The sequence below is a fragment of the Micromonospora sp. NPDC005205 genome (assembly GCF_040608275.1).
Taxonomy (GTDB): Bacteria; Actinomycetota; Actinomycetes; order Mycobacteriales; family Micromonosporaceae; genus Micromonospora.
The window spans coordinates 181021-195609 of the sequence record NZ_JBEXHV010000005.1; the positions used below are offsets into that span (position 1 = coordinate 181021).

At 71.7% G+C, this 14589-nt stretch carries 12 protein-coding genes; 5 read left to right on the forward strand and 7 right to left on the reverse strand.

Annotated features, from left to right (window positions below; genetic code table 11):
- A complete protein-coding gene (locus ABZU43_RS12445) occupies positions 1-2520 on the forward strand; it encodes an ABC transporter permease (RefSeq protein ID WP_355006611.1) in 2520 nt (839 codons plus the stop codon).
- A gap of 52 nt (positions 2521-2572) precedes the next feature.
- Here ABZU43_RS12445 and ABZU43_RS12450 read toward each other — a convergent pair whose 3' ends face one another.
- Both ABZU43_RS12450 and ABZU43_RS12455 read right to left on the reverse strand, forming a co-directional pair.
- A complete protein-coding gene (locus ABZU43_RS12450) occupies positions 2573-4186 on the reverse strand; it encodes a ricin-type beta-trefoil lectin domain protein (RefSeq protein ID WP_355006612.1) in 1614 nt (537 codons plus the stop codon).
- 96 nt (positions 4187-4282) lie between these two features.
- Positions 4283-4705, reverse strand: coding sequence for a DUF2000 domain-containing protein (locus ABZU43_RS12455; RefSeq protein WP_355006613.1), 423 nt, complete (start codon positions 4703-4705; stop codon positions 4283-4285).
- 50 nt (positions 4706-4755) lie between these two features.
- Here ABZU43_RS12455 and ABZU43_RS12460 point away from each other — a divergent pair, with 50 nt between their 5' ends.
- Entirely contained in the window at positions 4756-5559 is an 804-nt protein-coding gene (locus ABZU43_RS12460; protein WP_355006614.1) for an AraC family transcriptional regulator, read from the forward strand.
- 6 nt (positions 5560-5565) lie between these two features.
- Here the strand turns inward: ABZU43_RS12460 and ABZU43_RS12465 are convergent, their stop codons facing one another.
- Positions 5566-6399, reverse strand: coding sequence for a helix-turn-helix transcriptional regulator (locus ABZU43_RS12465; RefSeq protein ID WP_355006615.1), 834 nt, complete (start codon positions 6397-6399; stop codon positions 5566-5568).
- 634 nt (positions 6400-7033) lie between these two features.
- On the opposite strand from ABZU43_RS12465, the gene ABZU43_RS12470 reads away from it, so the two are divergent.
- On the forward strand, positions 7034-8614 hold the full coding sequence (locus ABZU43_RS12470; protein WP_355006616.1) for a DHA2 family efflux MFS transporter permease subunit: 1581 nt from the start codon (positions 7034-7036) through the stop codon (positions 8612-8614).
- 55 nt (positions 8615-8669) lie between these two features.
- Here ABZU43_RS12470 and ABZU43_RS12475 read toward each other — a convergent pair whose 3' ends face one another.
- From ABZU43_RS12475 to ABZU43_RS12490, 4 genes are all read right to left on the reverse strand, one after another.
- A complete protein-coding gene (locus tag ABZU43_RS12475) occupies positions 8670-9131 on the reverse strand; it encodes a DUF5709 domain-containing protein (RefSeq protein ID WP_355006617.1) in 462 nt (153 codons plus the stop codon).
- Between the two features lie 121 nt (positions 9132-9252).
- On the reverse strand, positions 9253-10137 hold the full coding sequence (locus tag ABZU43_RS12480; protein WP_355006618.1) for an alpha/beta hydrolase: 885 nt from the start codon (positions 10135-10137) through the stop codon (positions 9253-9255).
- Between the two features lie 112 nt (positions 10138-10249).
- Positions 10250-11173 carry a sigma-70 family RNA polymerase sigma factor gene (locus ABZU43_RS12485; RefSeq protein ID WP_355006619.1) on the reverse strand — a complete coding sequence of 308 codons (924 nt, stop codon included), beginning with the start codon at positions 11171-11173 and terminating at the stop codon, positions 10250-10252.
- 94 nt (positions 11174-11267) lie between these two features.
- Complete coding sequence (locus ABZU43_RS12490) at positions 11268-12236, reverse strand: YafY family protein (RefSeq protein WP_355006620.1); 969 nt, start codon at positions 12234-12236, stop codon at positions 11268-11270.
- Positions 12237-12298: 62 nt separating this feature from the next.
- Here ABZU43_RS12490 and ABZU43_RS12495 point away from each other — a divergent pair, with 62 nt between their 5' ends.
- Positions 12299-13432: an epoxide hydrolase gene (locus ABZU43_RS12495; RefSeq protein WP_355006621.1), complete on the forward strand. Its 1134-nt coding sequence runs from the start codon at positions 12299-12301 to the stop codon at positions 13430-13432.
- Positions 13429-14586 carry a winged helix DNA-binding domain-containing protein gene (locus tag ABZU43_RS12500; RefSeq protein WP_355006622.1) on the forward strand — a complete coding sequence of 386 codons (1158 nt, stop codon included), beginning with the start codon at positions 13429-13431 and terminating at the stop codon, positions 14584-14586. Before ABZU43_RS12495 ends, ABZU43_RS12500 begins: the two co-directional genes overlap by 4 nt.
- Positions 14587-14589 lie beyond the last annotated feature (3 nt).

The following is a 14589-nucleotide window of genomic DNA, read 5'->3' on the forward strand; positions in this document are numbered from 1 at the left end:
GTGCTGCGTACCCAGACGACCGCCGCCGCCCGGCGGCCCGGCCGGCTGATCCTGACCGGCCTGGCGATCCTGGTCGCGTCGTTCGTCGTCTTCGGCACCGTGCTGGTGCAACAGATCACCGAACGGACCGTGCGGGACAACCTCAGCGGCACCCCGGCCGTCACCGACCTGGTGATCGGCAGCGTCGACGTGCCGCCACCCACAGTGCGCGACGTGCAGCAGATCCGGGCCGTGCCCGGGGTTGCCGAGGCGGTCGCCCGGGTCTCGACCGGGGTCTCCATCGGCGAGGGATACCTCAACCTGCAGTCCGATCCGGGCGCCGGCCTGCTGAGCACGGTCCGGGTCGTCGAGGGCAGGTACCCCGACGCCCCGGGCCAGATCGCGATCACCCCGCGCACCGCCGAGCGGCTCGGGCTGTCGGTCGGCACCACCACCAGCGGTACCGGCGGCGAACTCAGCGCGCCCGCTCCGCTCACCGTGACCGCCATGGTGGAGACCACCGCCGACGCCGGCTACGACGCGTACGCCCCGGAGAGCGCCGTGATCGGCTGGGCGCGACTGACGGCCGTGGATCGCGTGGACGTGCGGGTGACGCCCGGCACCGAAGCCGACGCGGTCCGCCAACGGGTGACCGCCGTGGTCGCCGCCCAGCCGATCCGCTCCGGTGTCGAGGTACGCGACGCCGAGGCCAACGCGGTGGCCGAGCAGGTCGGGAAACTCTTCATCCTGGTCGGCATGTTCGTCTCCATCGCGGTCGCCGCCGCCGCGCTGGTGGTCACCTCGACCTTCCGCATCGTCTTCGCCCAGCGGATGCGGCAGCTCGCGCTGCTGCGGGCGGTCGGCGCGAGTCGTGCCACCCTGGTGGGGGCCCTCACCGCCGAGGGCGCCCTGACCGGGCTGGTCGCCGGCGTCGTCGGGGTCGCCAGCGCCCTCACCCTCGGGTACGCGCTGCCGCCGGTCCTGCGCGCCGCTGGCCACCAGGTCTCCACGCCGGGCCTGCCGCTGGCGGCGGCGGTCACGGTCGTGATCGGCGCTGTCGTGATCACCGTGCTGGCCGTGCTGGCGCCGGCGCTCTCCGCCGCCCGGGTCTCCCCGCTGGAGGCCCTACGGTCGGCGAGCACCACCGCCGGCCGCCGCGGCATCGGCGTGCTGCGTCTGGCCTTCGGGCTGCTCCTGGCCGTCGGCGCGATCCTGGCGGCGGTCGGGACGATCAGCCGGTTGCCGAAGCCGGAGCAGTCGAACTACGACGCGTCGATGCCACTGCTCCTGCTGATCGGGTCCGGCACGTTGGCGTTCTTCGCGCTGGTGGCCCTCGGCCCGCTGCTGGTGCGCCCGGTGCTGGCCGTGGTGGGTTGGCCGCTGCGCCAGCTCGGGCCGATCGGGCGGATGTCGGTCGGCGGGATCGGCGGTGCCCCACGCCGCGCCGCTGCGGTCTCCGTCGTGGTCGCCCTCGGCGTGACCCTGATCTCCGGGGTGGTCATCGGCGGCGCGTCGTTGCAGATCCTCGCCGACCGCGAGATGGCGCTGTCGGCTCCGACCGACTTCGAGGTCACGACCAACGGTGGGACCCTGCCGCCGGCCGTGGTGACCCGGGCCGAGGCGGCGCGCGGTGCGCTGGCCCGGGTGGTGCCGTACCGGAGGGTCGACGACGCCCGGCTGCTGCGCGGCGCGGACAAGCTCGGCGACGTCGAGGCCGGTTATCCGACCAGCGACCTGGACCTGGCCGCGTTGCCGAGCACCAAGGCCCTGGACGTGGCCCAGGGCACCCTGACCGATCGTGGCCCCGGCCGGATCGTGGTCAACAGCTGGGTCGCGCGGGACGCGGGTCTGCGGGCCGGCGACACGGTCACGCTCGCCGTCGCCACCGGCCGGGTCGACGTGCGGGTGGCAGCGGTCCTGCCCGGTGACGGGCCGCTGCACGCGGGCATCCTCGCCGATCCGGCGGACCTGGACCGGCTCGGTGTGCCGGCCGCGTACACCGGTCTGCTGGCCGACGCGGCCGGGGCCGGCGAGGACGGTCGCACCGCCGGGGTGCGGGCGCTGCGGCAGGCGATCGGCGGCAGTGACGGGGTGGGCCTCGCGGTGCTCGCCGACGAACGGGACCGCAACGACGCGTTGGTGCGCACCCTGGTCTGGATCGCGGTCGGTCTGGTCAGCCTGACCGTGCTGATCGCTGTGGTCGGCGTGGGCTCCACGACCGCGCTGTCGGTGGTGGAGCGGGTTCGCGAGTCCGGTCTGCTCAGGGCGATCGGGCTGTCCCGGACCGGTCTGCGCACCATGCTGACCGTCGAGTCGGGCCTGTACGGGGTGATCGGCGCGACCATCGGCCTGGTGCTCGGCATTCCGTACGCCTGGTTGGCCGTCCAGACCCTCGGGATCGAGGCGCCGCTGACCGCGCCGCTGCTGCCGCTGGCCGGGCTCTTCGTGGTGCTGGTCGGGCTGACCGCGCTGGCCGGGGTGCTGCCGGCCCGTCGGGCGTCGCGGGTCAGCCCGGTGGAGGCGCTGGGGGCCGAGAACTGAGCACCGTCGTGGGGTGGCGCCGAGCCTTCGGCGCCACCCGACGACGGCCTGGTCAGTTGGGGTTGTTGGCGTGGGTCAGCGTCTCCCAGGCGACGAAGAGGTTGTTCGTCCCGGCCGGACGTTGTTGGAGCGTGAGGGTCTGGGTGTTGGTCATGACGTTGCCCAACCGGGTGCTCATCGCGTTGAAGCCGACCTCGGTGATCGGCCCGAGGCCCCGGGTGAGGCTGCCACCGCAGAGCCAGGAGGGTGGCGCCTCGCCGAGCTGGTAGCGCGAGTGGAAGCCCAGCGCCTGGCGCAGCCGCTCACCGACCTGCGGGTACAGGTCCCGTCCCTGGATCCGGGAGGTCTCCGCGACGTGCGAGATGGCGGAGATGCCGTACCCGGTGTGGACGAAGTCGCGGCAGGTCTCCTGGGCGAGGCCGGCGACGAAGGTGGACTGGCCCTGCCAGTAGCCGATGATCTCCGCGCTGGTGTCCAGGCCGCTGCCGGGCATCGTGTACGGCAACGCGCCGTCGCTGGGCAGGTAGATGAAGGCCCGGGTGCGGTTGAGGAAACGGGTGACCGCCGCGTCGTAGGCGCTCCGGTCGTCCAGGAAGACGGCGATGCCGACTGCGGCCTCCATCATGGTCAGTTCCCAGTTGCCGTTGCTGTTCGAGCCGTTGCGCACCACCGGCAGGTAGACGTTGCGCAGCATGGTGGCGAAGCGGTTGGCGTTGGGCCAACTCGTGTACGTGTACTTGATGATCTCGGCCGCCCGGGGCCAGACCGAGGCGGCCCAGCCGGTCTGCAGGGGGCCGTTGCTGCCGGTGTGTGCGGTGATCGTCGCCGACCAGGCATCCATGATCTGGATCGACTTCTGCGCGTACCGGGCGTCCCCGGTGACGTACCAGGCGAGCGCGTCGGTGTACGCGGCGATCGCGTCCTCCCGCTCGTCGGTGCAGCCGTTGTTCGGGTTGGAGTAGGAACCACACTCGACCACCGAACGGGGCGCCGGGGTGCGCGACAGGGAGGCGTAGCGGCTGCCCATCATCTGGCTGTAGGCCGACGCCCACGGCTGCGCGGCGGCCTGCACCCGGCCGCGGACGAAGTCGAGCTGACCCCGGCTGACCAGCACGCCGGGGTGCGTGAAACCACCGGACGGGGGTGGTGTGGTGCCGCCGCCGGTGGGCAGCGTCCAGGTCTGGTTGGCGGTGCCGGTGCAACTCCAGATCTGCAGTGGGGTGCCATCGGCGGAACTCTGGCCGGTCGCGTCGAGGCACTTGCCCGAGGTCGGGTTGACCAGTTGCCCGGCGTTGGGCGACCACTGCTGCGCCCCGGTGCCGTTGCAGTCGTAGATCTGCACCCGGGCGCCGTTGGCGGTGCTGGCGGCGGCGATGTCCAGGCACTTGCCCAGCGCCCGGATCGTGCCGTCGTCGCCGACCGTCCACTGTTGCGCGGTGGAGCCGTTGCAGGTGAAGAGCTGGACTGCGGTGTTGTTGGCCGAGCTCGCGGCGGCCACGTCGACGCACTTGCCGCCGTACCCGGTGATGGTGCCCGTCGCGGCCGCCGTGGCGGGCGATGCGCCGACGACCAGACCGGTCGGTACGGCCAGCAGGGCCGCGGCGAGCGCGGAGATCAGTCTGATGCGGGGGTGGCGGGGCGTGAGCCCGGCCGATCGTCGCGCCATGTGGGGGTCCTTCCGGGGCGGCGAAACAACTGTAAAGTGTGTTAATCATTACAGTCATACAGGCCGATATCAATGTCTTCGTCGCCCCGGATGCCATTACGGGTGCATGGACGCCCCCTTGAGCACCTTGTCCGCCACGTTGCGCGGCGCGTGCAACGCCAGGCCCACCAGGTCGAGCTTCTCCCGTCCGACCGCCTGGACGGCGGCCCGGTTGTCCCGGTCGTTGCCGGTGGCGAACATCTCGGAGGTGAAGATCGCCAGCCGCAGGCCACGAGCGAGGCCGCGCGAATGCGCGCCGACCAACGTCGCCCGGTCCCCGGCGAAGACCAGCACCGGCTGACCGAACATCGGCAGGTAGCCGGTGCCGTCCGCGTCGCGGTACTCCTCGCCGACCAGCTCCGGCAGCGTGCTCGCGATGCCGCTGACCAGGAAGGCGGTGACGTTCAGCCGTTGCCAGCCCGCCAGGTCGTTGCGGAGCAGCACGGCGATCTTGGTGGGAAAGCGGATCGGTTCGGTCATGGCGTCGAGCCTGCCCGCCCGAACACCTACCGGTCTTGTACGTTCTTAGCGTGGCCACCCGCCCGGCGGGCTCGCACGTCAGCGCGTGGCGACCCGCGGTAGCCGGGGTCGCCGAGGTCTTCCACGCCCATTTCGTCGACCACGCCTACCCCCGGCACATCCACGAGGTGTGGACGCTGTTGATCGTCGACGACGGCGCGGTCCGCTTCGACCTGGACCGGCACCGGCACGGCGCGCTGCGCACGTCGGTCACCCTCCTCCCGCCGTACGTGCCGCACGACGGCAGATCCGCCACACCCGACGGCTTCCGCAAGCGGGTCCTGTACCTCGACACCTCGGTGCTCGACGCCGAGCTGGTCGGGCGGGCCGTCGACGAGCCGGACCTGGCCGATCCGCGGCTGCGCGATCGGGTCCACCACCTGCACCAGGTGCTCGCCGCACCCGGCGACGAGTTCGAGGCCGAGAGCCGGCTCGCGTTCATCCTGGACCGGCTCCGCCACCAACTCCGCCAGCGCTGCCCGGTCGGTGTCCAGCCGGCCGGACACGGCCTCGCGGTGCGCCTACGGGAGCTGCTGGACGCCCGGACCGTCGAGGGCGTCACCCTTCGGGAGGCCGCGGAGCTGCTGCACGCCCACCCGACCCACCTGGTCCGGGCGTTCACCCAGGCGCACGGCGTGCCACCGCACACGTACCTGACCGGCCGTCGGGTCGAGCTGGCCCGTCGCCTGCTCCTCGCCGGGCAGCGGCCCGTCGAGACCGCCGTCGCGGCCGGTTTCTTCGACCAGGCGCACCTGACCCGCCACTTCCGGCGCTACCTGGGGGTCAGCCCAGCCCGCTACCCCCGCCCGAGCTGATCGCGTTCAGACGAGCTGGCCGCCGATGACGGCCAGCAGGCGCAGCTTCTCGTCGCTCGGCGACCCGGGTACGGCGGTGAAGACCAACAGCGTCTGTGACTGGTCGGGATCCACGAGCGTCTGGCAGTGCAGCTCCAACGCCCCGACCTCCGGGTGCACGAAGTGCTTGGGCGGGCAGTAGCCGGCGGGCACCGGGTGCTCCCGCCAGAGCTGCGCGAACTCCGGGCTCCTGGCCAGCAGGTCGTCGACGAGCGCGGCGGCCCGTGAGCCGCGCCCGTCACGGGTGTACGCCGCGTGCAGGTGCGCCACGAGCAGGCGACTCTGTGTCTGGTGATCCTGCGCCGGGTGCAGCTGCCGTGCCGTCGGGTCGGTGAACCAGCGGTGGTGCGCGCTGCGCGCCAAACCGGTGTACCTGGTCTCGTCACCGAGCAGGGCGACGGCCGGCGCGGTCTGCGCCAGGGTCTCGCCGAGGTGGTTCACCACCTGGGCCGGGGTGTCGTGCATCCGGTCGAGGATGCGCATCATTCCCGGGTTCACGTGGTCGGCCCGCACCGCCCGGCGCGGAACGGCGTGACCGGCGAGCTGGAACAGGTGATCCCGTTCGGCGAGGGAGAGCCGCAGGCCCCGGGCCAGGGCGGCGAGCATCTGCTCCGAGGGGTGCGGCCCGCGCTGCTGCTCCAACCGGCTGTAGTAGTCGGTGGACATCCCGCTCAACGTGGCGACTTCCTCACGCCGCAGCCCTCCGGTGCGCCGACGAGGGCCCCGGGGCAACCCCACGTCCTCGGGCTGCAGGGCCTCCCGGCGGGTACGCAGGAAGCTCGCGAGTTGGGCGCGGTCCACGGGTGTCTCCGATCGGTGGGTGCCGGCGAATCGACAGGCACATCGAGTGCAACAGACCGGCCCCGCCCCGGTGTTCCGCCCCACCCCAAGATCGCACTCCCGCCCGCGCCCTGCGCCCGCGCCTGCGCCCGCGCCCAAGATCGCACTAAATCCTGGTTGTAGTGGTGTGCGGGGCGATCGAGGCCACTACATCCACGATCCAGCACGATCTCGGGGCGGTGCGGTGCGGGGCGGTGCGGGGCGGTGCGGGGCGGGGCGGGTGTTCGGGTCCCGATGTCGACCGACAGGCGTGGGTCGGGGCCGTCTGGGGCGGTCAGCTCGCCTCAGCATCTGGGCCGCCCGCCGCCCCGATCCCGCGCGGCCACCGACGCGAAGAGGGCGGCATCGCCGGCTACGCAGGGGCACCATCTCGCGGCCGTGCCGGCTGATTGCCACCCCGACGTCCGGCCACAGTTCCGACGGCCGATCGGATACGCGGCCGGTCCGTCACGAAATCCGGCGGCGAATCGTCACAGAGGGCGGTTAGTCTTCCTCCGCGCGTCGTCGTCCTGGCACGTCGCGCCCCGCGCCCGGTTGGCGCGGCATCGCCGCCACCGCCCACCGTCGGCCGGCTCAATCGACTTCAGGAGAGTTAGTGACACAGCAATCTCTCGCGACATCGGACAAACTCGACGCCGCGGTGCTCAAGGTGGCGGGCGTCGTCGTCCTTGGCGCGATCATGTCGATCCTCGACGTGACGGTGGTCAGCGTGGCGCTGCCCAAATTCCAGAGTGAGTTCGACGCGTCCTACGCCCGCGTCGCCTGGACCATGACCGCCTACACCCTTGCGCTCGCCACCGTGATCCCGCTCAGCGGGTGGGCGGCGGACCGGTTCGGCACCAAGCGGCTCTACATGGTGGCGCTGACCCTGTTCACGATCGGGTCGGGGCTCTGCGCCATGGCCGACACGATCGGCGAGCTGATCGGTTACCGGGTCCTGCAGGGCCTCGGTGGCGGCATGCTCATGCCGTTGGGCATGACCATCATGACCCGGGCGGCCGGTCCGCACCGGATCGGTCGGTTGATGGCCGTCCTCGGCATCCCGATGCTTCTGGGGCCGATCGGCGGCCCGATCCTCGGTGGTTGGCTGATCGACACCGCGAGCTGGCACTGGATCTTCTTGATCAACCTGCCGATCGGCCTGATCGCCCTTATCTACGCGCAGTTCGCGCTGCCGAAGGACGCGCCCGAGCCGTCCGAGTCGTTCGACTTCGTCGGCATGCTCATGCTCTCGCCGGGTCTCGCGCTGTTCCTCTACGGCGTCTCGTCCCTGCCGGAGGCGGGCACCTTCGCCGAGGCCAAGGTCTGGGCCCCGATGCTGGTCGGCGGCGCGCTGGTGGTGGCGTTCGTGCTCTACTCGTTCAAGCCCCGGCACCCGCTGCTCGACCTGCGGCTGTTCCGCAACCGCAGTCTGACCATCGCGTCGGTGACGATGTTCGTGTTCATCATCGCGTTCATGGGCGCCGGCCTGCTGTTCCCGAGCTACTTCCTGCAGGTGCGCGGTGAATCGACGCTGGCCGCCGGCCTGCTGATGGCCCCGCAGGGCATCGGCGCGATGATCACCATGCCGATCGCCGGCACGTTGGCCGACCGGGTGCCGATCGGGCGTACCGTCCCGTTCGCGCTGGGGCTCATCGTCGTCGGGTTCTTCGGCTTCACCCAGGTCGACCCGCAGACCTCGTACTGGCTGCTCGGCGGTTCGCTGTTCGTGATGGGTCTGGGCATGGGCGGCACGATGATGCCGATCATGACGTCGGCACTGCGGACATTGTCGGCCAACGACGTGGCGCGCGGCTCGACGCTGGTCAACATCCTCCAGCAGATCGGCGGCTCGGTCGGTGCCGCCGTGATGTCGGTGATCCTCACCAACGAGTTGAACGGTTCCCGGCCGATCCCCGGCCTGGTGGACGAGAGCGGCAAGCCGGTCACCGAGGCCGGGCTGGCCATCGCCTCCCAGCAGCGGCCGGAGCTGCTTCAGCAGATGCCGGTGGACCCGTCGCTCATCGAGCGCGGGCTCGACTTCGCCGCCAATTCGTTCGCCAGCACGTTCTGGGTCGCGTTCGCGCTGGTCGTGCTCACGATCATCCCGGCGGCGTTCCTGCCGCGCCGACGTCAGCCGGCGCAGCTCGACGACCCGCAGGGCGAGCAGGTCAGGACGCCCGTCGTCATCCACTGACCGACCCCGCCGCGCTCGTCACCCCACTCCGGTGCCGAGCGCGGCGGGTACGGCGTCAGCGCAACGGACCGTCGCCGGGCCCGTCCGGGTCCTCGACCAGGTGGATCGCCGCTTCCTCCGCGCTGGCGGCACCCGCGTCGATGCCGGCGTCCCACGCCACCGACTCGGCCTCGTCGTCTTCTCGAACGCCCTCGTCGTAGGCGACGAGACGGCCAGCGCGTGCCTCCGCCTCGTACCCCCGGCGGGTCAGCTCGTCCTCGTCGTCGCCACCCTCGGCGTACGGGTCCACATCCGGCACCTCCTGGGCGAGATGTTGCTCCAGGGACTCGCCAGCCCGCGCCTCGGCCGGCGTGGTGCCGAACCGGTTTGCCGCCGTCCAGTGGTCCTCGGCGATGATGCCGGTGTCGAGGGGGTCGCCGACCCGGTCGTCGTCGAGGGTGTCGGAGGCGTCCAGGACCCCGTCGTCCTCGGCCACGTTCCACTCGTCGACGGAATCCATCCGTTCGGTCTGGCTCACGGCGGTCTCCTCTTCGTCACGGTGCAGCAAAGCGATCAGCTTATGACCGTGCAACGCACCCGCACCCCGAGGTCTGCCCGCTGTGACGAACGGACCTCGGGACGGGCGGCACCGCTGTGAGTCAACGCTTCAGCAGCTCCGCCACGGCGTCGGTGAACTCCACCGGCTGCTCGATGTGCGCGAAGTGTCCGCTTCGCTCCAGCGTCACCAGTCGCGAGTCCGGAAGCCCCGCATGCAACTGCTCGGCCCAGCGGGGGCCACAGATGAAGTCGTACGTCCCGACGATCACCACGACGGGCACGGTGATCTCACCGAGGTTTTCCCGCACGTCGAAGGGCGTGGGGTCCTGCGCGCCGGCCGGCGTCGCCCAGATCCGGACAGCCGCCTGAAACGGGGCGAACTCGTCCTGTCGGTCCCAGAAGTCCGCGAAGTACACCGGCAGGGCGGCCCGCAGTGCGGCCCCCAACGACTCGTCGTCCGTCGCGCCGCCGATCTGCGCGAAGGCGGCCGGGACCGCCGCCGCCTCCGGCCGGTCCGGGTGCCGCTGCGGGTAGGCGGCGAGGCCGGCCATGGCCTCGCCCCAGAACTCGGCGCCGGTGACGGGTGAGGTGTCGTACAGGGCGAGGCCGGCGATCCGGTCCGGGTGGGCGAGCGCGTAGCGCTGGACGACGAAGCCACCGTGCGAGTGACCGAGGAGGTACACCCGGTCTTCGCCGAGGTGCTCGACGACGGCGTGCAGGAACCGGACATACGTGTCGAGACGGTAATCGTCGGCGTTGTCGAGCTGCCCCGACGCGCCAGTGCCCACCGGCTCGACGTAGACCATCGTGAAGTGCGTCTCAAGGCTGGGCGTCCGCAGGTACGCCCATTCGATGCCCGGGCCGCCGGAGTGCGCCACGCAGACCGGACCGGTGCCGGCGACGTGGTAGACCTGCCGAACGCCATCCACTGTGAACGTGTGGGCACCGGGTGCGAGGGCGCTGACGTCGTGGCTGGTGAAACCCATGAACTATCTCCCGATCCGAGACCCGCGCGGCGTCCGCCGACACGGCAACTGGTGCATGACGCAGACCAGATGCGCGGGTCGCGGGGAAAGTTCGCTCGGTCGGAGGAAGTTTTCAGGCCAGCGCGGGGAGGGGGTGGAAGAGGGTGAGTTGGCGTACGCGGCCCTCGCGCAGCACCTGCAACCACAGTGCCGCGGGTGGGCAGTGTTCCGGGTCGTCGGGTGGGCTGATCAGGTCGGTTTCCCAGATCAGCACGTCGCCGCTGCCCACCACGCTGCGCAGCCGCTGACGTACCCCGGCGGCCAGGTCGCGGTCCATGCCGTTGATCGCCAGGTCACGGCCACCGCGTGGGCCGCCAGGCACGATCATCTCGGCGTCCGGCCACCAGCTCTCGCGGACCACCCGCTCGAAGTCGCCGCCCATCGCCGTGGTGATCATGTCGCGGCCCGCCCGCCACCGCGAGTCGTTCGAGGCGGCGACGTCCGTGTGCGCGGCGTCCGCCGCCGTCCGCAGGCCGCCGGCGAGCGCCCGGCGGGCGTGGCTGAGGCGGCTGCGGACGGTGCCGACCGGCACGCCACACACGGCCGCGATCTGCTCGTACGAGGACGCGTCGCTGAAGTACCGCAGCAGGGTGACGAGCCGGTCAGGTTCGGACAGTTGCCCGATGGAGTGCCACACCCAGTCGCGCATCGCGGCCCGGTCCAGCGCCTCCTCCGGGGTGGGTGTGTCGGCGGGGCGGGTGAACCACTCGGGTTCGGCGACCGGGAGGGCTCTGGGCCCGCGCAACGCCATCCTGCTGTTGTTGCGGACGATGGCTCGCAACCAGGGGCCGACAGCGCTCGGGTCGCGGACCTCGCCGATGCGACGCAGGGCGACGACCATCGTGTCCTGCACCGCGTCCTCGGCGTCCGGCCCGTAACCGAGGACGCTCAGCGCGACGGCCCGCATCCCGGCCTCGTGCCGGGCCAGCAGCGCCCCCAGCGCAGCCGCGTCTCCCGCCTGCGCGAGTACGACAAGCTCCCCGTCGCTCTGCGTCACGCCCAGTTCCTCCCCGAAACACCTGTTCTGAACGCTTGTGCTCCATCAAGCGTACGGCGGACCGGCGTGCCGATGCCCCGGGCCGCCGGCCGTCCTACGCTGCGGGCGAGCTGGCGGCGCGGGTCGCCCGCGAGCCGATCTGCCGCAGGTGCGCGAGCAGCTCGGGAGGCTCGTGCACCTCCATGTCGCAACCGAGAGTCAGCAGACGCCACGCCAGCCACTCCAGGGTGTCGGCGTCGCTGCGTAACCGGCACGAGGTCGCGTCGATCGGTTCCAGATCGACGCCGGTGCCGCCGAGCGGGCCCGCCATCCGTTCGATCGGCGCGTGCAGCGTGACCACCGCCCGGTAGACGGGCGTCAGCTCAAGCAGCTTCTCCGTCATGAACGAGGCGGCGTCGGAGGCCGGCAGTGGCCGGGCGGTGACCCGGATCCCGGTGGGCCGCAGGTCGGTGATCCGGTCGAGCCGGAAGATCCGCCAGTCGTCGCGGTCGTTGTCGTAGCCCACCAGATACCAGCGCCGACCCGCCGACACCAGCTTGTACGGCTCGACGAGCCGTTGGGTGTCCACGCCGTCGCGACTGCGGTAGGTGAACCGCAGCTGCTCACGATTGTTGACGGCGGCGGCCAGCGCGCTCAGGTGGTCCGGGTCGACAGTCGGTCGGTCCCAGGTGAGCAGCGGTTCGGTGGCCGCTCCCAGGGCGCTGACGCGGTGCCGCAGCCGGGACGGCAGCACCTGTTCGAGCTTCGCCAGCGCCCGTACCGAGGCCTCCTCGATGCCGGCCACCGCGTGACCGGCGGCGGTGCGCAGACCGACAGCTATTGCCACGGCCTCGTCGTCGTCGAGCAGCAGCGGCGGCATCGCCTTGCCGGCGACCAGGCGGTACCCGCCGATCGCGCCCATCGTCGCCTGCACCGGGTAGCCGAGGTCGCGCAATCGCTCCACGTCGCGGCGGATGGTGCGCAGGCTGACGCCGAGGCGGGTGGCCAACTCGCTGCCGGGCCACTCGCGGGGCGTCTGCAACAGCGACAGCAGGCCCAGCAGTCGGGCGGGGGTGTCGGACATGATTCCAGAATGCCAGCGATGTGTGCCAGAAGCTGTCCTATATGAGCCGTAGCGTTCCCGGCATGACGCCCTTTCGCATCGACATTCCGCAGGCGGACCTCGACGACCTGCGTGACCGGCTCTCCCGAGCCCGGTGGCCCCGCTCGCTGCCCGGCACCGGCTGGAGCCGTGGGGTGCCGGTGACGTACCTGCGCGAGCTGACCGAGTACTGGGCGAATGGATACGACTGGCGGGCCCACGAGGCGCGCCTGAACGACTTCCCCCAGCTCGTCACCGAGATCGACGGCTTGGAGGTGCATGTGCTGCACGTCCGCTCGCCGGAGCCGGACGCGCTGCCGTTGTTGCTGACACATGGCTGGCCGAACTCCGTGGTCGAGTTCACCGAGCTGATTGGCCCGCTGTCCGACCCACGCGCTCACGGCGGGGATCCCGCGCAGGCGTTCCACGTGGTCGTGCCGTCGGTGCCCGGCTACGGTTTCTCGCAGGCGCCGCCGGCCGGGTTCACCATCGACCGACTCGCCCGGATGTGGGTCGAGCTGATGGCCCGCCTCGGCTACCACCGTTACGGCACCCAGGGCGGCGACCTCGGTGCGTACATCGCGCCACGGGTGGCAGCGGTGGCGCCGGAGCAGGTCGTCGGCGTGCACATCGACGGCGGGTTCGGCTTCCCGACCGCCGCCGACGTGCCGGACATGAGCGCGGCGGAACGTGCCGAGTGGGAGCAGATGCAGCAGTGGATGGGCGGTGGCGTCGACCATCACGCGCTGCTGCGGGCAGCGCCGCAGACCCTCTCGTACGCCTGGAACGACTCGCCGGTCGGGCTGCTGGCCTGGATGATGCAGAAGTTCAAGGAGTTCACCATGACGGTGCCGACGCCGGAGCAGGCCATCGAGCGGGACCACCTGCTCACCAATGTGAGCCTCTACTGGTTCACCGGCACGTCGGGAACGTCGTCGTGGCCCATGTACGAGCGACTCACCGTCGCCGACGATGGCGGTTTCGCCTGGCCGACGGGCCAGCGGCGGGTGCCGTCCGGTGTGTACGGCGGCGGCTCCGCGCTGATGCGCCGCCTCGCCGAGCGAGACAACACGATCGTCCACTGGCCGGAGGGCAACCCGGGCAGCCACTTCGTGGCGATGGACGAACCGCTGGCGCACGCGGCGGACATCCGCGCGTTCTTCGAGGGCCTGCGATGATCGAGCTGAGCTGGGCGCAGGTGTCCGCCCGACGACTGGCGCGGCACCGGCTCTGCGCGCCGGCGGCGGACGCGGCACCGGACGCCGGAAGCGTCGCCGACGTGGTGTCGGCGATGTGCGGCGCGCACGCCCAGATCGCGTCGGCCGCCGAGCTGTCCATCGGGCTGCGGGTGCAGGGCGCGACCCGTGCCCTGGTACGACGGGCACTGTGGACGGACCGCACACTGGTCAAGACCCGTGGGCCACGCGGGACCGTACACCTGCTCGCCGCGGCGGACCTGCCGATGTGGGTCGGGGCGCTGACCGCGTTGCCGGCACCGTCCTGGGATCAGAATGTGTCCCTGCTGACGCCCCGGCAGACCGAGCAGGTCCTCGCGGCCATCGCCGACGCGGTCGCCGAGGCCGACCTGACCACCGCCGAGCTGACCGAGGAGGTCGTCGCCCGTACCGGACCGTGGGCGGGTGACCTGGTCATGGAGGCGTTCCAGGACAAATGGCCCCGGTGGGTCGCGGCGATGACCGCCGCCACCCGGGGTGGGGTGGTCTGCTTCGGCCCGAATCGCGGCCGGGCGAGCACGTACACCAGCCCGACCCGGTGGCTGCCCGACTTCGCGCCGATGCCCGGTCCCGCCGCTCTGGCCGCCCTCGTCCGCGGCTACCTGTACGCGTACGGGCCGGCCACTCCGGCGCAGTTCGCCCGGTGGATGGCCGTGCCCCCGGCCTGGGCGACGTTGCTGTTCGACTCGCTCGATCTGACCGAGGTGGCAGTCGAGGGCACCCGGGCCTGGGTGGCCGCCGACGACACCGTCTTCCCCGACGACGGGCCGTCCGGGTTGCGGCTGCTGCCGTACTTCGACGCGTACGCGGTCGGCTGCCACCCCCGCGAACGGCTCTACCCCGGCGCTGCCGCCGAGCGGGCGCTCAACGGTGGCCAGGCCGGCAACTACCCGGTGCTGCTGATGGACGGCGTGGTCGCCGGTGTGTGGCATCAACGCCGATCCGGGCGCTCGATCCACGTCACAGTCGAGCCGCTGCGGACGCTCGGCGCCGCCCGGCAGCGCGCACTGGGGGAGGAGGTCGACCGGGTCGGCGAGATCCTGGAGGGTGAGGCGTCGCTGACCATCGGCACCGTCAGCGTTGGTCCGCACGCCTGAGAC